Source organism: Priestia flexa (assembly GCF_021441905.1).
GTDB classification, from domain to species: domain Bacteria; phylum Bacillota; class Bacilli; order Bacillales; family Bacillaceae_H; genus Priestia; species Priestia flexa.
In genome coordinates, this window is record NZ_CP090431.1 from 3060460 (window position 1) to 3082649 (window position 22190).

The window sequence follows — 22190 nt, forward strand, 5'->3', positions numbered from 1 at the left end:
TTACATTCACTTCTTAGTGTTCCATCATTGAAAGAACGTTTTTACCATTTGCTGCCAGATGATGATCTGGCTGGATTTGTAGCGCTTGATCAAACATTGAGATAGCCTTATCCTTATCATCTTTCATCGCATAAGCTACTCCTAAATTGTAGTAAGCATCAGCATGCTCCTCGTCTTCTTGGACAACGCGCAGTAACTCCTCTACCGCTTCATCTACCATTTCCAGCTGAGCTAAACAAAGTCCAAGCTGAAATCTTGCTTCTGTATCGTGTTCATTAAGCTCTACTGCTCGTTTTAAATATGGTAGAGCATACGTTATTTGTTCTAAATGAAATAGTGTTAAACCGAGCATAAAATGCACATCTGACGAATTTAAGCCCTTTTTAATAGCTAAATCAAAATAATGCTTCGCTTGTTCTAACTGTTCAAGGTTAAAATATACGTTGCCAGCACCATAGTAAGCCGTTGCTGTTTCCTCATCAATTTCAATGGCACGTTCATAAAATTTTAGCGCACGATCTGTTTCGCTAACCGCGGCTAAAAGGTTACCAAAGTTCACGTATACAACCGGGTCTTTTGGATTTTCTTCAATTGCTTCTGAAAATGTTTTTGCTGCTTCTTCAAATTTTCCATCTTGCATATATTGAATACCTAATTGATTTTTATCTGTCATTTTTCACTCCACCGTTGTTTTTTATTAGTTTATCCGATTACTAGTAGTATATCATAACAAAACCCCCGCTCTACAGAGCCGAGGTTTTGTTAAAAAGCCCTTGGATTCGTATTATACGTACCAAAGCTGCTCTTCATCTTTATATACATTATCAATTGTAGCTCCACCTAGACACTCTTCACCGTTATAGAATACGACAGCTTGTCCTGGCGTTACGGCACGAACTGGGTTCTTAAAAAGAACTTTAACCGTATTTTCATCTAGCTTCTCAACTGTTACTTCATTATCTTCTTGGCGGTAACGGAATTTAGCTGTGCAAGAAAGCGGTTCGTTCCATTCACGATCGCTTACCCAGCTAACGTTAGTTGCCGTAATAGAAGTTGAGTATAACAGCTCATTATGAAATCCTTGGTCGACATAAAGAACGTTTTTCTCTAGATCTTTACCAACAGCAAACCAAGGTTCTCCGCTTCCACCAATTCCAAGTCCGTGACGTTGGCCGATTGTATAATACATCAGGCCGTCATGGTTTCCTTTTACTTCACCATCTAACGTTTGCATAAGACCAGGCTGAGCTGGAAGGTACTGACTTAAAAACTGTTTAAAATTACGTTCTCCAATAAAACAAATGCCTGTGCTATCTTTCTTAGTAGCTGTCGCAAGTCCCGCTTCTTTCGCAATCTCACGCACTTTGGATTTTTCAATTCCTCCAAGTGGGAACATAACTTTTGATAGCTGTTCTTGACCAAGCTGGTTTAAGAAATACGTTTGGTCTTTATTATTGTCTACTCCTCGAAGCATTTTGTACTCGCCATCACGATACGTCACTTGCGCGTAGTGCCCTGTTGCTAAATAGTCTGCACCAAGCGTCATCGCATGTTCTAAAAATGCTTTAAATTTAATTTCTTTATTACACATAACATCAGGATTTGGCGTACGCCCTGCTTTGTACTCATCAAGGAAATACGTAAATACTTTATCCCAATATTGTTTTTCAAAGTTGACTGCATAGTAAGGTATACCGATTTGATTACATACGCGAATGACGTCATTGTAATCTTCTGTTGCTGTACATACGCCATTTTCATCCGTATCATCCCAGTTTTTCATGAAGATTCCAACTACATCATAACCTTGTTGTTTTAATAACAGAGCAGCGACTGAAGAGTCTACTCCTCCACTCATTCCAACAACAACACGCGTATCTTTTGGTGCTTTCGTCAACTTAGTCACCTCCAATAAACGTGTTCTTTTATTTTGCCAATCGCTTTACGATTGTTGCTGTTTTACGAGCTAATTCTTCTATTTGCTCCATTGTATTACCCAACCCAAAACTGAAGCGAATTGATGAAGTAATACGGTTAGAGTCCTTGCCAAACATGGCAACAAGTACGTGAGACGGATCAACAGCTCCTGCTGTACAAGCTGATCCGCTTGATGCAGCAATACCTGCTAAATCCAAATTCACAAGCATAGATTCAACGTTTACACCTTTGAAAGAAAGATTTAGTACATGTGGTAAAGAATACTCGACATTTCCGTTTATATCAAACGATACTTGCTCTTCTTCCAATACCTGTATCATTCGTTCTTTAAACTGCTTATATTGAGCTGCACGTTCTTTTAATGATTCTTGCGCAATGCGAACAGCTTGTTCAAATCCGACAATGCTTGCCATGTTCTCTGTACCTGCTCTGCGCTTTCGCTCTTGCTCTCCTCCAAATAAAAGTGGCGAAAGCGTAACGTGTGGAGCAGCATATAAAAAGCCAATCCCTTTTGGTCCGTTAACTTTATGAGAAGAAACGGAGAGAAGATCGACACCTAATTGTTGCACATTTAATGAAATTAATCCATAAACTTGCACTGCATCCGTATGGAAATAAGCACCATATTCTTTTAACAAGGCACCAATTTCTGAAATTGGCTGGATTGTGCCAACCTCATTGTTACCATACATAACTGAAACTAAAATCGTTCTATCCGTTAAGGACCTCTTAATATCTTCAACCGACACACGTCCAGTTTCATCAACCGGTAGATACGTCACTTCAAAACCTTGTTCTTCTAGAAACTGACAAGTATGCAACACAGCATGATGCTCAATAGATGTAGTAATAATATGGTTGCCACGATGTTTATTCGCAAGCGCAACACCAATCAGCGCCATGTTGTCTGCTTCCGTTCCACCGCTCGTGAAGATAATGTCATTTTCACGTGCTCCAATACTGCTGGCAATTGTTTGACGCGCTTCATCCAAATATCTGCGACTTTCTCGTCCGTAGTGATGAATGCTTGACGGATTCCCAAAATGCTCATGCATAAACGTCGTCATTTTTTCAACAACTGCTGGGTGTACAGGAGACGTTGCTGCATGGTCTACATAAATACGCTCCAACTAAAAACTCCTCCTAACTCAACCAATTAAATATAAAACATATATGATTCTTCTTCATCACCTGAATGATTCGCTAAATCTTCAAGCGTTGTGCTATCTAACACTTCTTTAACTGCATCACGAATGCGAATCCACAGCTCTCTTTTAGCTGGCTCTTCGTCTTCCAATCCTTCTACTGGACTAATTGGTCCTTCCAGTACCGAAATAATGTCTCCTGCTGTAATATTGGTAGGTTCATGTGCTAAAATATAGCCACCGTACGCACCTCTGACGCTTTTTACAAGACCTGCATTACGAAGAGGCGAAATTAATTGCTCAAGATAATGTTCCGATAAGTCATGGTTTTGAGCGATTGTTTTTAATGAAATGGGACCTTCACCAAAGCGTTTTGCCAGTGCAATCATAATTGTTAAACCGTAGCGTCCTTTTGTCGAGATTTTCATTTTCTCCACTCCTTCTCATATCCATAAGGTGTTTATAATAGGTCGTTCATTATTCATTATTTCAAATTTAAATAGTCCATTTAAAAACGTTATACTGTTGACATTATATCATACTATCCCTATGAGAGAAATTTCAACACTTTTTTAGATATGATACAGTAAAACCAAACTATATATTTAATTCTAAAAGGAGGTCACTGCATGAATAATAACCCGCTTGCATTTCGCATGCGTCCTAAAGATATCAATGAAATTATTGGACAGCAGCATCTTGTTGGAAAAGACAAAATGATTTATCGAATGGTCAAAGCCAACCACCTAAGCTCAATGATTCTATACGGTCCGCCCGGTGTAGGGAAAACATCTATTGCTACAGCTATTGCTAAAACAACCAAAACAGCTTTTCGACAGCTAAATGCGGTTGTGAATAATAAAAAAGATATGGAAATTGTCGCCGAGGAAGCAAAAATGTCCGGGAAAGTAATTTTATTACTAGACGAAGTACATCGACTAGATAAAGGAAAACAAGACTTTTTACTTCCTTATCTAGAAAACGGACTCATTACGTTAATTGGTGCTACAACAAGCAACCCTTATCACGCTATTAACCCCGCAATTCGAAGCCGGTGTCAAATCTTTGAACTAAAATCGTTAGAGCCAGATGATATTGAACAAGCGCTGAACCGAGCACTGCATGATAAAGAACGCGGATATGGAAATCAAAATGTTCAGGTTGATCGTGATGCAATGCTTCATTTTACAACAAGCTGTAACGGTGATGTTCGTTCCGCGCTAAATGCCCTTGAGCTTGCTATTTTATCTACGGACGAAAATGAGGAAGGCGTCATCCATATCACGCTTGACATTGCTGAGCAGTGCTTGCAACAAAAATATTTTTCACACGATAAAGATGGAGATGCTCATTACGACGTACTTTCAGCATTTCAAAAATCCATTCGTGGAAGCGACGTAAACGCTGCGCTTCATTATTTAGGGAGACTGATTGAAGCCGGTGATTTAGTGAGTATTAACAGACGACTTTTAGTCATTGCGTACGAAGATGTTGGACTAGCGAGCCCTCAAGCCGGTGCAAGAACACTGTCTGCCATTGAATCAGCTGAGAGGCTAGGCTTTCCAGAAGCTCGTATACCATTAGCCAACGCTGTTATTGAACTTTGTTTATCTCCAAAGTCAAACTCAGCTTACAAAGCGCTTGACGCTGCTATTGCTGATATTAAAAAAGGCTTATCTGGGGACGTCCCAAACCATTTAAAAGACGGTCATTATAAAGGAGCAGCTAAGCTAGGGAGAGCACAGAATTATCAATACCCTCACGACTTTGAAAACGGCTGGGTTAAACAGCAATACCTTCCTGATAAAATAAAGAATAAACGCTATTATGAGCCAAAGAGAACAGGAAAATTCGAACAAGCATTGGCACAGGTTTATAAAAATTTATCTCCATAAAAAAAGCCCCAAAGAGGCAGTTCCTTAAAAAAGATAAAGGTAAACTTTATTTTTTAAGGCAGAGCCTACTGGGGCTTTTTATTACTTATCGTCGCCAACTCGCTTAATTGTTACGTTTGCTAGCAGTTCATTAATGACGTGTCCAGCCATGATTAAACCTGCAACAGAGGGAACAAATGCATTTGATGATGGTGGCATTTTGGCTTTGCGAATTTCCGCTGCATCGTTTCCTACTTCTTTACGGATTTCTTCACGAATAACGATTGGTCTTTCATCAGAAAAGACAACGTTAATTCCTTTGCGAACTCCTTCTTTACGAAGTCGCGTACGCACGACTTTCGCAATTGGGTCCGTATGAGTTTTTGAAATATCAGCAATTTTAAAGCGCGTTGGATCCATTTTATTAGCAGCGCCCATGCTTGAGATTATCGGGATATTTCGCTTTAAACACTCTTTCATTAAATGAATTTTATACGAAATAGTATCAGAAGCATCAACCACAAAATCAGGTTCATAGCTAAAAAACTGCTCATATGTTTCTTCTGTATAAAACATTTTTAACGAGATGACTTCACAATCAGGATTAATATCAAGAATTCGATCTCGCATTAAATCTGCCTTAGGTTTACCTACTGTTGATAATAAAGCATGAATTTGACGATTTACGTTTGTGATATCCACATCGTCTTTATCAACCAAAATTAATCGTCCAACACCTGAACGAGCAAGCGCCTCTGCCGAAAACGAACCAACGCCTCCAATTCCTAAAATAGCTACTGTACTCCCTTTTAAAGTTGCTAAGCCATCTTTCCCAATCGCTAGTTCATTACGTGAAAATTGATGCAACATTGTTTCAACACTCCGCCTTTCTATTTCAACACTTTTTAGTAGTGTATACTTTTCAAGTTTTTCTATCATCGCAAATGCTTGCATAATGATTTTATACGAATTAGACTATAACACACTTTTCTTCAAAAGCAAGCATGTCTATCGGTTTACGTATTAAAACTCATAAAAAAACCTTCTCTATACGAAACAGAGAAGGTTTTTATGTACGCTAGTCCCAATAATGCCGTCTTAATGCTTTCGTTTTGAACCCGCTCTCGGCAGGTGGGTACTCTGTTTTACACATTGTAAGTCCTTAGAAAAGGCATGTACGCTGTATAAAAACTCCGAGTTCCCAAGCAACAAATTGTTCGGTCAAAACTGTTGTAAAGACGAACATATCAGGACTCTATTGTTCTTGAAAGTATCTTATCACAGAAGATTTTGTTTTGCAATATTATGCTTCTGTTTTTGCCTTTCGAATATCTAGATTTAGTTCCTCAAGCTGAGCTTCGCTTACTTCACCCGGTGCGTTTGTTAGTAGACAGCTTGCACTTGCTGTTTTCGGGAATGCAATCGTATCACGAAGGTTCGTACGTCCAGCAAGCAGCATAACAAGACGATCAAGTCCTAATGCAATTCCACCGTGAGGAGGTGTACCGTATTCAAATGCTTCAAGTAAGAAACCAAATTGTTCATGCGCTTCTTCAAGCGTAAAGCCAAGCGTTTTAAACATTTGTTCTTGAATGTCACGCTCATAAATACGCAGTGATCCACCACCAAGCTCATAGCCGTTTAGAACAAGATCATACGCTTGAGCGCGAACGGCACCTGGATTCGTTTCTAACTGTGGTAAGTCTTCACGAACCGGCATTGTAAACGGATGGTGAGCTGCATAGTAACGACCTTCTTCTTCATCATGCTCAAGAAGTGGCCAATCTGTTACCCACAGGAAGTTAAATAGTGACTCATCAATTAGGCCAAGCTCTTTAGCCAGCTTTAATCGGAGCGCACCTAATGCATCTGCCACTACTGATTTTTTATCCGCAACAAATAATAATAAATCGCCTTCTTCAGCCTGTAGCGTGCTCATAAACTGCGCTTGTTCTTCTTCGTTAAAGAATTTACTAATTGGTCCTTTCAGTCCTTCAGCTTCAACTTTTAGCCATGCAAGACCTTTCGCACCGTAAATCTTCACAAAATCTGTTAACGCATCGATATCTTTACGAGAATAATTCCCCGCAGCTCCTTTAACGGTAATTGCTTTAACTTGCCCACCGCTTTCTACCGCTGCACTGAACACTTTAAACCCGCAATCTTTTACAAGCTCAGATAAATCGACAAGCTCCATAGCAAAGCGCGTATCTGGCTTATCAGAACCAAAGCGACTCATTGCTTCATCATAAGAAATGCGTGGAAAAGGTGTTTGAATATCTAATCCTTTTACATTTTTCATCACTTTTGACATCATTTCTTCTGTCAATGTCATGATTTCTTCTTGCGTTAAGAAAGAAGTTTCAATATCGACTTGCGTAAATTCAGGTTGACGATCAGCACGTAAATCTTCATCACGGAAGCATCGCGCAATCTGATAGTAGCGCTCTACGCCGCTTACCATTAACAGCTGTTTAAAGATTTGTGGCGACTGCGGAAGCGCGTAAAATTCACCTGGGTGCACGCGGCTTGGTACAAGATAATCACGAGCACCTTCTGGCGTACTTTTTGTTAGAATTGGTGTTTCTACATCTAAGAAGTCGTTATCATCTAAGAAATTACGAATTGTTTTTGTAACGTCACTTCTCATCTTTAACGTTGAAAACATTTCTGGACGACGAAGATCTAAATAACGATATTTTAAACGAACATCTTCTGATACATCCGTTTGATCATTAAGAGCAAACGGAGGCGTCTTTGCTTCATTTAATACCGTAATACGCTCAGCGTGAATTTCTATTTTACCTGTTTTTAAGTTCGGGTTAATCGTTCCTTCTTGTCTGCCGACTACTTTCCCCTCAACTTGTAATACATACTCGTTACGAACGCTTTCTGCAATTTCAAGCGCTTCTTGTGATACCCCAGGGTTAAATACGACTTGTACTAAGCCTCCTCGATCACGTAAATCGATAAAGATTAACCCTCCTAAATCACGGCGTTTTTGCACCCAACCTTTTAACAATACTTTTTCACCAATGGCCGTTTCCGTTACGTCACCACAGTAATATGAACGTTTTGTCATGACTGTTCCTCCTTAAGCTTTGTTTTCTAAGTAAGCTACTAGCTCTTCTAACTTCACTTCTTCTTGCTCGCCTAGTGCCATATCTTTGACGTTGGCTACGCCTTTAGCTAATTCATCATCACCAAGGACCACTACGTATTTTGCTTCCAAACGATCTGCTGATTTGAATTGACCTTTTACTTTTTTATCTTGATAATCTTTTTCTGCTACAAATCCTGCTTTTCGTAGTTTATTAACAAGCGCGACTGATTTTGCTTTTGCTGCATCACCAAGCGTTACAACATAGCAATCAATGCCTTTTTCAACTGGAAGCTCAATGTTTTCAGCTTCTAATGCTGACAATAAGCGCTCAATACTTAAAGCAAACCCAATTCCTGGCGTTTCAGGTCCACCAATTTCTTGAATAAGTCCGTTATAACGTCCTCCGCCACATAGCGTAGTGATAGCACCAAATCCATCTGCTTCACTCATTAACTCAAACGCTGTGTGATTGTAGTAATCTAATCCGCGAACTAACGTTGGGTCAACGACATACTCAATATCTAAATCTGTTAAGTATTGCTGTACGTTTTCGAAGTACTCTTTTGAATAGTCATTTAAATACTCTAAGATAGACGGCGCTGTGTTCATAAGCTCATGATCACGATCTTTCTTACAATCTAAAATGCGAAGTGGGTTTTTGTGCAAACGATTTTGACAATCGCTACAAAACTCACCGATACGCGGAGAGAAATGATCAATTAGCGCTTGGCGATGCGCTTGACGACTTTCCGTATCTCCTAAGCTGTTTACAACTAGCTTTAGCTTTTTTAAACCTAGCGATTGGTAAAAATTCATTAATAACGCTAACACTTCTGCATCAATAGCTGGATCGTTTACTCCAAGAGCTTCAACACCAAACTGAACGAATTGGCGGAAGCGCCCTGCTTGCGGTCTTTCATATCGGAACATGGGACCAATATAGAAAAGCTTCGTTGGTTGATTTGGATTTCCAAACATTTTATGCGTTACGTAAGAACGTCCAACAGCAGCAGTTCCTTCCGGACGAAGCGTTAAGCTTCTATCCCCTCGGTCTTTGAAGGTATACATTTCTTTTTGAACAATATCAGTTGTTTCTCCCACACCACGCTGAAATAACTCCGTATGCTCAAACATTGGTGTACGAATTTCTTTGTAGTTAAATGCACGACAGATTTCACGAGCTTTTTGCTCCACAAACTGCCAGTATTCTACTTTTCCTGGTAAGATATCTTGAGTTCCTCTTGGTATTTGAACTGACATAAAGCGTCATATGCCTCCTATAACTTCATTTTCTATAACAAAAAAACTCTCATCTCTACTAGCAACTAGTAGGGACGAGAGTTTAAATCACGTGGTACCACCCTAATTGAAGCATACATGCTGTACACTTCCACTCATTCGTTAACGTACGAAACCGTTCAGCTCCTACTAACCGTGCTTTCAGAGCGAAACCTCCGAAGTGTTCATTCATTGAGTCATCATGTAAAATGCTTTCAGCCCAAGGCATTTTTTCTCTCTCCATGTGTCATCTCAATTACTTTTCTTCATCATAGGTTCTATTCATATAAAATTAAGCTATGTAATAGCCGTTCGTTAAAATATAGCAATTGTTTACTATATTACGAATGAAATGAACAGTTGTCAAGAACTTCACGGCCATAAATTATTGGTAAGTTGGAAACGAAATGAATTATGAGCGGTTTAGCTGTTTCCTAAGCTTTTGCACATCTCGAAGCGACAAACCAAATTCAGACGCTAATTCAATTGACGAAGCATCTTTTTCTTTATCTACGAAGTCGTGGAACTGCATGCCGAAAAGCGACTGATTTTGTTGAAAGGAATGCTCTCCTTTATCACTAAATTTCATGTACGTATCCCTTCTTTCTAAGTGCTTTCACACTAAATATGCTCTTTATAGCATTGCCAAAAAAGTCGACATCTTTCATAAATGAAAGGATTTTTTTTCACAACCTCGAATTACTTAGTCTGTGATAAAGGAGGGATACGTATCGCTTTTTTTCGTTCATCTAAACTTTATTTCTTGTTGTCTGTTATCATACTCGTTTGTCTCTCTTCCTTCGATCAGCCAGAATCTCCGAGTTTTTCACCTAGAATCGTTACAGCCGATACCTTACATGTTCGAACAGGACCAGGTTTAGCTTTTTCCATTTCAGCAACACTTAAGCAAAATGATCAGATTAGCGTTATAGATCAGCAGGGAAATTGGCTTTTTGTACAATTTCAAGACCTTGAAGGCTGGATTTCTAAACCACATACAGCGTTATTAGACTTTAACAACCTCTCTCCACAGCAGCAAATTGAGCTAAAATCTACACCTGTTATCCAAAACGCACCTACAGATTATTTAAAAGGGAAAACCATCATTTTAGATCCTGGACACGGTGGGAAAGATAAAGGGGCCATAGGTACACAAGGTACGTATGAAAAGGACTTAACGCTCCGAACTGCTCGTTTCGTACAAGAAGAGCTTCAAAACGATGGTGCCACCGTAAAATTAACAAGAACAGACGATTCATATGTAGAGCTGTCCAATCGTATCCTAGCTTCAAACAGCGCTGATTTATATATTAGCATTCATTATAACAGCGTTGCTAACCCTGACTTAACAGGACTCATCACGTACTTTTACCATGATAACCAAGACTCTATTCTAGCTGGCTCTGTCCACGCTTCACTTGTCCATCACAGTGACTTAAAGGACAAAGGAGTGCGTTTTGGAGACTACTACGTGCTGCGTGAAAATAATCGCCCAAGCATTTTATTAGAGCTAGGTTTTTTAAGTAATAAGCGTGAGGAAACCTACATTAATTCCGTTGAGTATCAGCGAAGAGTCGCTCACCAAGTAGCCGTAGGAATTCAGCAATACTTCAACCAACAATAGAAAAAGCGCCTGTTTGCACATGATGCAACAGACGCTTTTTTAATCATTTATTTATCTTTGCTTTCAATAATTAACGTAACAGGCCCATCATTGGTGAAGCTAACGTCCATCATTGCTCCAAACGAGCCGGTTTGAACACGAACTCCCTTTTTTTCTAGCTGCTCGTTAAAATAATTATACAGCGTAAGCGCTTTGTCTGGCTTTGCCGCTCCCATAAAATTTGGGCGTCTTCCTTTTCGACAATCACCATATAACGTAAACTGCGAAACAGATAGAATTTCACCTTCAATATCGAGCAATGAGTGATTCATTTTTCCTGTTTCATCTTCAAACACTCGTAGGTTGACTATTTTATCTGCAAGGTAATCCGCATCTTTCATTTCATCTTCATGCGTAACTCCTACTAAGAGCATAAAGCCTTTGCTAATTTCACCAACGACTTCACCTTCAACGGTAACATTTGCTTCTTTTGCACGCTGCACTACAACTTTCATTCTTCACGTACCTTTCTTAATGCATAATACGACGAACCGAATAGATATCACGAATTTGCTTAATTCGTTCAACAACTTTATGAAGATGACTAATGTTATGAATAGAGATTGACATATTAATGGTTGCCATTTTATTTCGATCCGATCGACCAGAGACGGCTGAAATATTGGTTTTTGTTTCATTGACAGCTTGAAGCACTTCGTTTAACAAGCCGCGACGATCATAACCAGATATCTCAATCTCGACGTTAAATTCTTTACCTTCTTTAATATGCGTTTCCCACTCAACTGGAATTAAACGATTTTCCGAATCCTCCGTATGGACATTTAAACAGTCTGCGCGGTGAACAGATACTCCCCGACCCTTTGTAATGAATCCTACAATCTCATCACCAGGAACTGGATTACAGCATTTCGATAAACGAATAAGCATATTTTCAACACCTGGTACAATAACACCAGAGTCTTTGCGCTTATGCTGACGTACACGCTTCGCTGCCGTATCTCGAGCCAGATCATCTACCTGCACTTCCTGCTCTTGATCACGCTGCTTTCGCCATTTCTCTGTCAAACGATTCGCAACCTGAGCAGCAGTTAAACCGTTATATCCAATTGCTGCATACATATCATCTTCATTTGAGAAGTTAAACTTTTCGGCTACTCGTTTAATATTATCGGTTGTTAATACTTCTTTTATGTCAAATTCCATTTGACGAATTTCTTTTTCAACAAGCTCTTTGCCTTTTTCAATATTTTCATCTCGGCTTTGCTTCTTAAAGAACTGACGTATCTTGTTTTTTGCCTGAGATGTTTGAGCAAGCTTCAGCCAATCTTTACTTGGTCCATAGGAATGCTTAGATGTTAAAATTTCAATGATATCTCCCGTTTTTAGACGATAATCCAGCGTGACCATCTTTCCATTGACTTTCGCACCGATTGTTTTATTCCCAATTTCTGAGTGAATGCGATATGCAAAATCAATCGGAACTGAACCAGACGGTAATTCAATCACATCGCCTTTTGGCGTAAAAATATAGACCATGTCCGAAAATAAGTCAATTTTCAATGATTCCATGAACTCTTCTGCATCATTAGCGTCATTTTGGAACTCTAAAATTTCGCGGAACCAAGTCAACTTCTCTTCGAAAGATGCATGTTCCGTTGACTTGCCTTCTTTATAAGCCCAATGTGCAGCAATTCCATACTCTGCAATTTGATGCATATCAAAAGTACGAATCTGAACTTCCAAAGGATCGCCTTTTGGCCCAATAACGGTTGTATGAAGAGACTGATACATATTTTGCTTTGGCATTGCAATATAATCTTTAAAACGGCCAGGCATTGGTTTCCAACAGGTGTGGATAATACCAAGTACCGCATAGCAATCTTTAATGCTGTCTACAATAATACGCACTGCAAGCAAATCATAGATTTCATTAAACTGCTTATTTTGAAGGGCCATTTTGCGATAGATTGAATAGATATGCTTTGGTCTACCTGAAATCTCAACTTTAATCGACACATCATCAACGTTCTCGCGTACTTCATCAATAACTTCTTCTAAGTACTGTTCACGCTCTGCTCGCTTTTTCTTCATCAAGTTTACAATTCGATAATACTGCTGCGGATTTAAATAGCGCAGAGCTGTGTCTTCAAGCTCCCACTTAATCTTTGAAATCCCCAAGCGATGAGCAAGCGGTGCAAAAATCTCCAGCGTTTCGTTTGAAATGCGGCGCTGTTTCTCTTGTGGTAAATGCTTTAATGTACGCATATTATGCAAACGGTCGGCTAACTTAATTAAAATAACGCGAATATCTTGTGCCATTGCAACAAACATTTTGCGATGGTTTTCTGCCTGCTGCTCTTCTTTTGATTTATATTTAATTTTCCCAAGTTTTGTAACACCGTCTACTAACATTGAAACTTCTGAGTTGAAAGCTTTCTCTAAATCTTTTAGCGTTATCTCTGTATCTTCAACGACATCGTGTAAGAATCCAGCTGCAATTGTGGCTGGATCCATGTCAAGATCAACTAAAATCCCTGCAACCTGTATAGGATGAATGATATACGGTTCTCCTGATTTACGATATTGCTCTTTATGTGCTTCTTTTGCAAAATCATATGCTGCTTGAACAAACGCAACATCCTCTTCATCCAAATACCGTCTCGAATTATCAATGACCTGTTCTGCTGTTAGGACTTGCTCATTTGCCATGAAATCACCTTTATCAACTAGCATTTTTATTAATTCATATTGTAACTATTATCATGAAAATTAATAGAGATGTAAAGCCTTTGGTAATAATTTATCAAATAAAGTCACATTTCAATCTTTTGCTTTCTTCGTATTAAACAAAAAAGCGCCTAATTCATTTAGGCACTTCTCTGTTTGATTATAAATCCGTTCATTAGTACGTCATTAATGTAAATACGTCGTACCCTTCTAGCTTTTCGCGTCCATCTAAGTATGATAACTCAATAAGGAACGCAATGCCAGCAACTACTCCGCCTAGTTCTTCAACTAGTTTAATTGTTGCTTCAATTGTTCCACCTGTTGCTAATAAGTCGTCTGTAATTAATACGCGTTGCCCTGGCTTAATTGCATCTTTATGGATTGTTAATACGTCTTTTCCATATTCTAAGCCATAATCAACTTTAATTACCTCACGAGGTAATTTACCTTCTTTACGAACTGGTGCAAAGCCTACACCTAGCGCATACGCAACTGGACAACCAACGATAAACCCACGTGCTTCAGGCCCAACGATGATATCAATCTCTTTATCTTTTGCATACTTCATGATTTCATCTGTCGCTGCACGATACGCTTCACCATTATCCATTAATGTTGAGATATCTTTAAACTTAATACCTGGTTTTGGCCAGTCAGGTACAATTGTAATATAATCTTTAAAATTCATTCTAATGTTGCCTCCTCATTCATCCGCACTTGCAAGAAGCTTCTCAAACTCACTTTTTAACTGTGCATATGAACTATAAATAAAGTTTTTTTCCATTTCAATTTGTTGCTGTTTCTTGCGATAAGTCACAGACTCTATTAAATCACGTTTAGGACTATTTTTCACTAGCGAAATTAGACCATTGTTTATTGTAACAAATTCTAGTTCGAAAAACACCTGGCAGATAAAATCAATTGTATCTTTTGTCCAGCCTTTATGAATGGCAATCTCTTCTTTATAGTGTTTTAAATCAAACGGGCTTCTTTTAGCCAGCAGTCCATAAAACCACTTAAAATGTTCACGAGTCGGAATCGTATCAAAATAACTATCATTTTCTGTTACGAACATCGCATAAATTCGAGCCGGCTTTCCTTCAGCAAATAAGAGATTTAACCTCTCTTTTGAATCTGGTAAATCTAAAAGAATCATTTGTTTATCAGCTGAATTATATAGACTAGCTTGTTCATCTGTCGAAATCTCAACGACTTGATCCATCGGCAAAATCGCTGCATGCTTTTGAACGGTTTGTTGATTAAACGTCACGATATCCATTTCTTTCGTGAAAATTTCTTGAAAGAATCTCTTCATATCAAATGAATTACGATAATCAAAAAGCTGCCATTCACTCACTGCTACATCTTCAATCATGAGCTGTGGCTTGCGTATATTATTCCATTCGTTAATTGAAAGCTCACCGACTAACGATACTTTGGCTAACGGAGAGACTTCATCTAATACATGTCCTAAACCAAACCCTACGACGTCAATTGATAGCCCATTATCTTCTACAACAAGCTTTAAATGGTTTTTATCACTGCCGATTTTACGCATTGATGTTGGCGTAACACGCTCAACAAGCACCTTCGGCTTGGGGTTATGCATGCCAAAAGGAGCGAGTGTTTGGAGCTCTTCAATACCAGCGATTGTAATATCCTCAACTTTGCATATCGTATCAATCGAGGTAATCGGAATGAAGTCTTGTTCAGTTAGCACTTCTCGCGCTTGTTCATTTAAACGCTGGCGCAGTAGCTCAACATTCTTCGCTTCAAGCGTCATCCCTGCAGCCATCGGGTGGCCCCCGAAATGCGGTAAAATATCACGACTCTTTGATAAGTTTGCAAATAAATCAAATCCAGCAATGCTTCTTGCCGACCCTTTTGCTAAGCCGGTTTCGTGATCCAGACTTAACACAATAGTTGGACGATAGAACTTTTCAACCAACCGAGAAGCTACGATTCCAACAACTCCTGCGTTCCACCCTTCACCTTCAATAATTAAGACTGCATTTTCACTAGGCGGATATAGGCTTTCTACAGTATCGATTGCTTCTTGCGTAATTTCATTTACAATCTGTTGGCGCTCTTTATTTAAAGCATCAATTTCTTTTGCTAACTCGATTGCTTCTTCATAATGAGCAGACATAAGTAAATCGACTGCCGGGTTCGCATCTTGAAGACGACCTACAGCATTAATTCTTGGAGCAAGGGCAAAACCAATTGTGTCTTCCGTAATGTCTTCTTTCTTCACACTGCACACTTTTAATAGCGCTTCAACTCCAGGTCGAGTTGAACTTTTTAAATAGCGTAAGCCCTTTTTCGCTATTAGTCGATTTTCTCCTACTAGCGGCACCAAATCAGCAATTGTACCAATGACAGCTAGCTCCAATAAATGTTCAGGAGCTTCACCGAGCAAAGCGTGAGCTAATTTAAACGCTACTCCAACTCCAGCTAGCTCTTTGAATGGATAGCCTCCACCTGGAAGTTTAGGATGGATAATCGCATAGGCTTCCGGAATTTCTGGACCTGGTTCATGGTGGTCTGTAATGATTAAATCAAACCCTATCTCAGCTGCTAGCTTTGCCTCTTTAACAGCGGAAATTCCAGTATCTACTGTAATAACTAATCCATATCCTTCATCACCAATCTGTCTAAATGCCTGTTCGTTTGGGCCGTAGCCTTCTGTAAAACGATTGGGTATATAAAAATCAACTTGCGCTCCGAGTTGACCTAAAACAGAAAGCATAACGGACGTACTGCTTACACCGTCAGCATCATAATCCCCATATATCATAATACGTTCATTGTTTTCAATCGCTTGACGAATACGCGCAACCGTTTCTTCCATACCTTCTAAAAGAAATGGGTCATGAAAAGATTCATCCTCAATATGTAAAAACTGTGAGGCTTCTTCTACTGTTTGAATTCCTCGATTAATAAGCAGTGAAGCAACGAGAGGTGTAATATTGAGTTTCTTTGCAAATTCATCAACAAGTGGATCATCTATATGTTTTACATTCCAACGCTTCTTTGACTGTAGCATATCTCATCTCACCCCTTAACCCACATAATTATACTAAAGGCAATCCAAACGGGCAATGAGTGAGCTTAATCTTAACTTTCTGAATATGGGTTAATATGAACAAATACACCTTGAATATTCGGTTCTTCCAGTAACTTCTCTTTTACTACTTTTCCAATTTGATGGCCCTTTTTCACCGTGATAAACGGATCGACTGAAATACGCAAATCAACAATAACATAGTAACCATGCTCTCTTGCATGAAGCGTGTCAATTCGTTCAACACCTTCAACGCCTAACACGATCTCTTTTAAATGTGCGATATCTTCCTCATGAAGAACATGATCCAACGTATTGTGAAAAGCCTCTGCTCCTAGTGTCCAAGCTGTTTTTAACACAAGTACAGAAACAATTAACCCTGCGAGAGGATCCGCATACACTAACCACTCTATCCCAATTTCATCGCCAATAAGAGAAGCTCCAATACCTACAAGCGCTGCAAAAGAAGAGAACACGTCCACTCGATGATCATGAGCATTAATCATAACAGCGTCACTTTTTATTTTCTTTCCAATACGGTATGTGTAGCGGTACAATCCTTCTTTAATAATGATAGCCGCAACTAGAGCATAGACAGCAAAAATTTTAGGAGGCTCTATCCGATTAAAAAATGCTTGGAAAGAAGAAGTTAAAATTTCAATTCCTACAATGGCTAAAAGAACGGCTACGATAATAGCAGCGATTGATTCAGCTTTTCCATGTCCATAAGGATGATCTTCATCAGGTGGCTGCTTTGCAATTTTCACACCAATAAAAACCACAAGTGAGCCTGCAACATCTGAAACAGAATTGGCGGCGTCCGCTATGAGTGCTCGACTGTTTGCCATGACGCCTACAATCGATTTCATGATAGCCAAGACAATATTACCAACCATCCCTACCATCGCAGCAGTTTGTGCTTCTTTAAACCGCTGTTCATTGTCCATTTTTTCACACCCTTTCTAGAACGACACTATTCATTAGCGTACCCAAAATTCTCTTTTACTACTAAGCTTATGATGTGAATTGAAAGGGCAGACACAGAAAAAGTGCACGGAATAATCCGTGCACTTTTTCATTCATTTATTCTGTTTCGTTTTCAACGACTCTCTTACGTTCTAGCTGCTTGCCTTTCCATACAAGCCACAGCTGAGAGGCAATGAAAATCGATGAGTACGTACCTGCAATTAATCCTACTAGTAGAGCGATAGAGAAGTTTAGAATTGAGTCACTTCCAAAAATCAACAGTGCTGCTACAGCAATAATTACCGTAATAATCGTATTCAACGATCGAGTTAGGGTCTCACGCAAACTTAAGTTCACGATAAACTTTAAGTCCTCAAACGTTTTTGATTTGAATTTCTTCATATTCTCTCGAATGCGGTCAAACGTTACAATCGTATCGTTGATTGAATAACCAACGATTGTTAAGATTGCCGCAATGAATGTCAAATCAACCTCAAGACGAGTTAAGCTGAAGAAAGCAATGATGAAAAAGGCATCATGTAATAAGGCTACAATGGCAGCTAATCCCATATACAGCTCAAATCGGAACCCTACATAAATAATAATTCCAATAGAAGCAATTAATACGGCAATCATTGCATTGCGTGCTAGCTCTTTTCCGACAGTCGGAGACACTGTACTTACGTTAGGTTCTGAGCCATACTTTCCACTGAAGTAATCCTTTAAATCAGCAATTTCCTTTTGTGAAAGTACACCTACAAAGCTGGCAACTCCCGTCTTTTTATCATCACCCGTGATAATCACATCGTCTGATTCTAATCCAATTGAAGACATGTCCTTTTCTACCTGTTCTTGAGTTAAAGCTTTATCACTTGCTACTTCAACTCGCGTTCCGCTTGCAAAATCAATTCCTAGGTTAAGCTTGAAGATAAGCAAGGCAATAACTCCAGCTACAACAAGGATGCTTGATAAAGCAAAGAAGCGTTTTCTGTATTTAACAAAATCAAATCCGTCCCAAGCTGTTGGTAAAACTGTTTGACCATCGTCTTTGCTTAAATCATGAATTTCAGATTTTTTCACACCGAATAAGTGAGGTTTTTTATTTAACCAACGGCTGTTAACTAGTAGAGCTAGCAACAATCTCGTTCCATATACAGCTGTCACAAAGCTCAGTACAATCCCAATCATTAACGTTGTCGCAAATCCTTGAACAGAACTTGTTCCATAGATAAACAGCACAACAGCTGCTAACATTGTTGTTAAGTTTGCATCGAAAATCGTTGCAATGGAACGGCGATTTCCTGCTTTAAAAGCAGACATTACAGATCGGCCTGTCCTTAATTCATCTTTAATTCGCTCGTATGTAATGATATTAGCATCCACTGCCATCCCGACTCCAAGAATTAAAGCTGCTATCCCTGGAAGAGTAAGAACAACATGCATAAGATCGAATACTAAAAGGTTTAAATATACGTAAAAGCTTAGCGTAATTACCGCGATAAGCCCTGGTAGACGGTAGAATGCAATCATGAAAAGGAAGATGATAGCAATTCCAATTGCTCCGGCAAACACGGTCATATCGAGAGCTTTCTCACCAAATTGAGCCCCGACAGATGTTGAATAAATTTCATCCAATTTAACAGGCAAAGAGCCTGCATTTAATAGCTCTGATAGTTCTGTCGCACTTTTAACTGTAAAGTTACCACCCGTAATCGATACTTCTTTTTGAGAGAAAACTTGATTTACAGTTGCTGCAGATAAAAACTTAGGATTTTGCTTAGCTGTTTCTGCCTTATAGGAATCTTTTCCTTCCTCAAAATCTAACCAGATGACCAATAAGTTATTGGGTGCCATATCTAGCACTTTCTTTGTTACTTCTTTAAACTTATCCGCATCTTTTAGCTTTAACGAAACGCTCGGCTGATTGTTTTCATCAAACGATTGTTTTGCACCATTTTGAGCAAGGTCAGAACCATCCATTAAGATATTGTCATTTACATCACGGAAGGTTAAATTTGCTTCAGTTGATAATAGCTCACGCGCTTGTGACTGATCCGTAACACCAGCCAACTGTACGCGAATGCGATCATCTCCTTCAATTTGAATACTAGGCTCGCTTACACCGAGCACATTCACACGCTGATTTAGCGCTTCAACGGTGCTTTTAAGTGCACTGTTATCTATGACATCACCTTTCTTAGCAGGTTTTACATCATATAAAATTTCAAACCCACCTTGAAGATCAAGGCCAAGCTTAATATCTTTTGCAATACCTGTAACCGTTGTTCCGATTGTACCAAATATTAAAAGTACTAAGAGGAAAAAGGTAACGATACGTCCTCTTTTAACCATGAATAAGAAATCCTCCTTCTTATGTAAAACACATGAGCTGATCGCTGTAAAATACCAACTTAATTATCTTCGATAACTAGGGGTCTGTCAAATGACGAACCATAAAATTTGCATTACTTTAATAATTCTTTCCAATCTTCATTGTCACTAACAGTTTCGAACATATTTGATTTATAAGATTCAATTGTTACATAGCTCATTACATCAGTAATCTTAACAGTCAACACGTCACTAACAACCTGATGCAACGAAAATTCTTGACGCTTTTTCCACTTCTTTTGGTTCAAATACCCCCACAATTCTGCTTCCGTTACGTCTTCGTAACCAATTAAATGAAATTCTTCTAGCTTACTCTCAATTACTGGTTGAATGATTGTCTTTTGCTCATCTGATATTATCGAATTCATGTTCACGACTCCTTTTCTCACACGCATGCAAAATATATAAGCCAGCAAGCTCTCTGTTATTTCTTTGATTCCTTGTCATGCTTGGACACATTCCCTGCATATATTGGATTACATCAATTATAATTTGTCCAAGAAGGCAGTGAGGATCTATGTCTAAATTTTTGCAAGGTACTATTATTTTAATTATAGCTGGATTGATTACAAGAGTTCTCGGATTCATTAACCGCGTTGTTATTGCAAGAATGATTGGGAACGAAGGTGTTGGCCTATACATGATGGCTGTTCCTACTCTTGTACTCGTTATTACGTTAACGCAGTTAGGATTGCCTGTAGCCATTTCAAAGCTAGTTGCAGAAGCACAGGCACTCGGTGACAAACGAAAAATTAAAAAGATTCTGGTTGTTTCTTTAAGCATCACGTGTACATTGAGTTTTATATTTACGCTCAGTTTAATAGTATTCGCTCCTATTATCGCAAAAACCTTTTTTACAGATGAGCGTACCTTATATCCACTATTAGCGGTTATTCCTGTTATTCCAATTATCGCTATTTCATCGGTTATTCGCGGCTATTTCCAAGGTCTTCAGCAAATGAAACCCGCTGCTTATTCGCAGGTCATTGAACAAGTCGTTCGTATCACTTTAATCGCTGTATGTACAAAGGCATTCTTACCTTATGGAATTGAATATGCCGCTGCTGGCGCTATGCTCTCTTCTGTATTTGGAGAATTGGCATCTCTATTTTATATGTTCTATATGTTTAAACGAAAAAAGAAGTTAACCGTTCGTCGTAACTTTTTTCAATCACTTCGTGCTGGCAAAGATACCTTTTATGACTTGATGAGAATCGCTGTTCCCACTACAGGGAGTCGTATGATTGGTTCAGTTTCTTGGTTTTTAGAACCAATTGTTGTAGCCAAGAGCTTAGCGATTGCTGGAGTAGCAACCACCGTCGCTACTCAGCAGTACGGAGAATTAACAGGCTTTGCACTTCCATTATTAATGCTACCGTCCTTTATTACCGTTTCTCTTTCAACTGCACTAGTACCTGCTATCAGTGAATCCTATGCAAAGAACCATATGAAACAAATTCAGTATAGACTTCACCAAGCGCTGCGCCTATCGTTTATAACAGGGGGACTTGCCGTTGTCGTATTATACGTATTCGCTAACCCCATAATGGAATTGATGTACGGATCAGATAAAGCAGCTATCTTTGTTAAAGTCATGGCACCCTTTTTTATCTTCTCTTACTTTCAAGGACCCCTTCAGGCCGTCCTTCAAGCTTTAGACCTAGCTAAAGCCGCCATGATTAACAGTTTCATTGGCGCAGCTGTGAAAACCGCATTGATTTTTTTATTAGCTTCTCAGCCTACTCTTGGCATTATGGGCGCCGGACTTTCTATTGTAGTTGGCACTATGCTCGTCACTCTTCTTCATTTATCAACTGTTACGAAACAAATTATGTATAAGCTACAAATCATGGATTATGTAAAAAGCTGTATCGTCATGTTAGCTGCTGGATGGGTGGGACAGTATGCGTTTACACATTTTTTTGCCAACCTTCCACTTGTACTACAAACATTAGTCTCTATAATGCTAACAAGCCTGTTATACGTTATTCTTTTATTACTATTCAAGCTTATTACGAAAGAAGAGCTCAACCGCTTTTCAATTCTACGACTGTTTAAAAAGAAATAAAGAAGATGAGCA

The 22190-nt window shown here is 39.0% G+C and carries 18 protein-coding genes, 1 other RNA gene and 1 other annotated feature; of the genes, 3 read left to right on the forward strand and 16 right to left on the reverse strand.

The genetic code is table 11. The features are described from left to right. Window positions 1-13: 13 nt before the first annotated feature. The 4 genes from LZP85_RS15805 to cymR form a co-directional block, all read right to left on the reverse strand. The gene (locus LZP85_RS15805) at window positions 14-673 is read right to left on the reverse strand and encodes a tetratricopeptide repeat protein (protein ID WP_119543611.1); all 660 of its coding nucleotides are present in this window, start codon (window positions 671-673) and stop codon (window positions 14-16) included. Window positions 674-784: 111 nt separating this feature from the next. Further along, window positions 785-1897, reverse strand: coding sequence for a tRNA 2-thiouridine(34) synthase MnmA (mnmA, locus tag LZP85_RS15810; protein WP_119543610.1), 1113 nt, complete (start codon window positions 1895-1897; stop codon window positions 785-787). Between the two features lie 28 nt (window positions 1898-1925). Continuing rightward, a complete protein-coding gene (locus LZP85_RS15815; protein WP_119543609.1) occupies window positions 1926-3068 on the reverse strand; it encodes a cysteine desulfurase family protein in 1143 nt (380 codons plus the stop codon). A gap of 26 nt (window positions 3069-3094) precedes the next feature. Then, complete coding sequence (gene cymR, locus LZP85_RS15820; RefSeq protein ID WP_025911725.1) at window positions 3095-3511, reverse strand: cysteine metabolism transcriptional regulator CymR; 417 nt, start codon at window positions 3509-3511, stop codon at window positions 3095-3097. Between the two features lie 201 nt (window positions 3512-3712). Between cymR and LZP85_RS15825 the strand changes: the two genes are divergently transcribed. Beyond that, the gene (locus LZP85_RS15825; RefSeq protein WP_061784991.1) at window positions 3713-4978 is read left to right on the forward strand and encodes a replication-associated recombination protein A; all 1266 of its coding nucleotides are present in this window, start codon (window positions 3713-3715) and stop codon (window positions 4976-4978) included. A gap of 81 nt (window positions 4979-5059) precedes the next feature. Here the strand turns inward: LZP85_RS15825 and LZP85_RS15830 are convergent, their stop codons facing one another. The 5 genes from LZP85_RS15830 to LZP85_RS15850 form a co-directional block, all read right to left on the reverse strand. After that, on the reverse strand, window positions 5060-5827 hold the full coding sequence (locus LZP85_RS15830) for a tRNA threonylcarbamoyladenosine dehydratase (RefSeq protein WP_206782136.1): 768 nt from the start codon (window positions 5825-5827) through the stop codon (window positions 5060-5062). Between the two features lie 207 nt (window positions 5828-6034). Beyond that, window positions 6035-6214, reverse strand: a non-coding RNA gene (gene ssrS / locus LZP85_RS15835) — 6S RNA. Between the two features lie 46 nt (window positions 6215-6260). Continuing rightward, window positions 6261-8039, reverse strand: a complete 1779-nt coding sequence (gene aspS, locus LZP85_RS15840) for an aspartate--tRNA ligase (protein WP_119543606.1) — start codon at window positions 8037-8039, stop codon at window positions 6261-6263. A 12-nt stretch (window positions 8040-8051) separates the two neighbouring features. Then, a complete protein-coding gene (gene hisS, locus LZP85_RS15845) occupies window positions 8052-9320 on the reverse strand; it encodes a histidine--tRNA ligase (protein WP_119543605.1) in 1269 nt (422 codons plus the stop codon). A gap of 67 nt (window positions 9321-9387) precedes the next feature. Continuing rightward, window positions 9388-9620 (reverse strand) — a binding site (T-box leader). A gap of 130 nt (window positions 9621-9750) precedes the next feature. Beyond that, window positions 9751-9927 carry a hypothetical protein gene (locus LZP85_RS15850; protein WP_035321387.1) on the reverse strand — a complete coding sequence of 59 codons (177 nt, stop codon included), beginning with the start codon at window positions 9925-9927 and terminating at the stop codon, window positions 9751-9753. A gap of 177 nt (window positions 9928-10104) precedes the next feature. Here LZP85_RS15850 and LZP85_RS15855 point away from each other — a divergent pair, with 177 nt between their 5' ends. Beyond that, entirely contained in the window at window positions 10105-10962 is an 858-nt protein-coding gene (locus LZP85_RS15855) for an N-acetylmuramoyl-L-alanine amidase family protein (protein ID WP_226639081.1), read from the forward strand. 47 nt (window positions 10963-11009) lie between these two features. Here LZP85_RS15855 and dtd read toward each other — a convergent pair whose 3' ends face one another. The 7 genes from dtd to LZP85_RS15890 form a co-directional block, all read right to left on the reverse strand. Further along, window positions 11010-11456 (reverse strand): D-aminoacyl-tRNA deacylase, encoded by a 447-nt coding sequence (gene dtd / locus LZP85_RS15860; RefSeq protein WP_025911732.1) that lies wholly within the window; start codon window positions 11454-11456, stop codon window positions 11010-11012. A 16-nt stretch (window positions 11457-11472) separates the two neighbouring features. Continuing rightward, entirely contained in the window at window positions 11473-13671 is a 2199-nt protein-coding gene (locus tag LZP85_RS15865) for a RelA/SpoT family protein (protein ID WP_206782137.1), read from the reverse strand. Between the two features lie 193 nt (window positions 13672-13864). Next, complete coding sequence (locus LZP85_RS15870) at window positions 13865-14377, reverse strand: adenine phosphoribosyltransferase (protein ID WP_025911735.1); 513 nt, start codon at window positions 14375-14377, stop codon at window positions 13865-13867. A 15-nt stretch (window positions 14378-14392) separates the two neighbouring features. Next, window positions 14393-16735: a single-stranded-DNA-specific exonuclease RecJ gene (recJ, locus tag LZP85_RS15875; RefSeq protein ID WP_025911737.1), complete on the reverse strand. Its 2343-nt coding sequence runs from the start codon at window positions 16733-16735 to the stop codon at window positions 14393-14395. Between the two features lie 71 nt (window positions 16736-16806). Next, window positions 16807-17700, reverse strand: coding sequence for a cation diffusion facilitator family transporter (locus LZP85_RS15880; RefSeq protein ID WP_025911738.1), 894 nt, complete (start codon window positions 17698-17700; stop codon window positions 16807-16809). A gap of 136 nt (window positions 17701-17836) precedes the next feature. After that, a complete protein-coding gene (gene secDF / locus LZP85_RS15885; protein WP_206782138.1) occupies window positions 17837-20071 on the reverse strand; it encodes a protein translocase subunit SecDF in 2235 nt (744 codons plus the stop codon). Window positions 20072-20184: 113 nt separating this feature from the next. Further along, window positions 20185-20478 (reverse strand): post-transcriptional regulator, encoded by a 294-nt coding sequence (locus tag LZP85_RS15890; RefSeq protein ID WP_025911741.1) that lies wholly within the window; start codon window positions 20476-20478, stop codon window positions 20185-20187. A 149-nt stretch (window positions 20479-20627) separates the two neighbouring features. Here LZP85_RS15890 and spoVB point away from each other — a divergent pair, with 149 nt between their 5' ends. Beyond that, complete coding sequence (gene spoVB / locus LZP85_RS15895; RefSeq protein ID WP_025911743.1) at window positions 20628-22178, forward strand: stage V sporulation protein B; 1551 nt, start codon at window positions 20628-20630, stop codon at window positions 22176-22178. Window positions 22179-22190 lie beyond the last annotated feature (12 nt).

Excerpts from the sequence above, each read along its gene's own strand:
- LZP85_RS15830 (WP_206782136.1), bottom strand. The coding sequence starts at position 5,827 with ATGTTGCATCAATTTTCACGTAATGAACTAGCGATTGGGAAAGATGGC.
- LZP85_RS15865 (WP_206782137.1), bottom strand. The coding sequence starts at position 13,671 with ATGGCAAATGAGCAAGTCCTAACAGCAGAACAGGTCATTGATAATTCG.
- recJ (WP_025911737.1), bottom strand. The coding sequence starts at position 16,735 with ATGCTACAGTCAAAGAAGCGTTGGAATGTAAAACATATAGATGATCCA.
- LZP85_RS15825 (WP_061784991.1), top strand. The coding sequence starts at position 3,713 with ATGAATAATAACCCGCTTGCATTTCGCATGCGTCCTAAAGATATCAAT.
- LZP85_RS15890 (WP_025911741.1), bottom strand. The coding sequence starts at position 20,478 with ATGAATTCGATAATATCAGATGAGCAAAAGACAATCATTCAACCAGTA.
- LZP85_RS15880 (WP_025911738.1), bottom strand. The coding sequence starts at position 17,700 with ATGGACAATGAACAGCGGTTTAAAGAAGCACAAACTGCTGCGATGGTA.
- aspS (WP_119543606.1), bottom strand. The coding sequence starts at position 8,039 with ATGACAAAACGTTCATATTACTGTGGTGACGTAACGGAAACGGCCATT.
- LZP85_RS15870 (WP_025911735.1), bottom strand. The coding sequence starts at position 14,377 with ATGAATTTTAAAGATTATATTACAATTGTACCTGACTGGCCAAAACCA.
- secDF (WP_206782138.1), bottom strand. The coding sequence starts at position 20,071 with ATGGTTAAAAGAGGACGTATCGTTACCTTTTTCCTCTTAGTACTTTTA.
- LZP85_RS15805 (WP_119543611.1), bottom strand. The coding sequence starts at position 673 with ATGACAGATAAAAATCAATTAGGTATTCAATATATGCAAGATGGAAAA.
- dtd (WP_025911732.1), bottom strand. The coding sequence starts at position 11,456 with ATGAAAGTTGTAGTGCAGCGTGCAAAAGAAGCAAATGTTACCGTTGAA.
- cymR (WP_025911725.1), bottom strand. The coding sequence starts at position 3,511 with ATGAAAATCTCGACAAAAGGACGCTACGGTTTAACAATTATGATTGCA.
- LZP85_RS15850 (WP_035321387.1), bottom strand. The coding sequence starts at position 9,927 with ATGAAATTTAGTGATAAAGGAGAGCATTCCTTTCAACAAAATCAGTCG.
- spoVB (WP_025911743.1), top strand. The coding sequence starts at position 20,628 with ATGTCTAAATTTTTGCAAGGTACTATTATTTTAATTATAGCTGGATTG.
- hisS (WP_119543605.1), bottom strand. The coding sequence starts at position 9,320 with ATGTCAGTTCAAATACCAAGAGGAACTCAAGATATCTTACCAGGAAAA.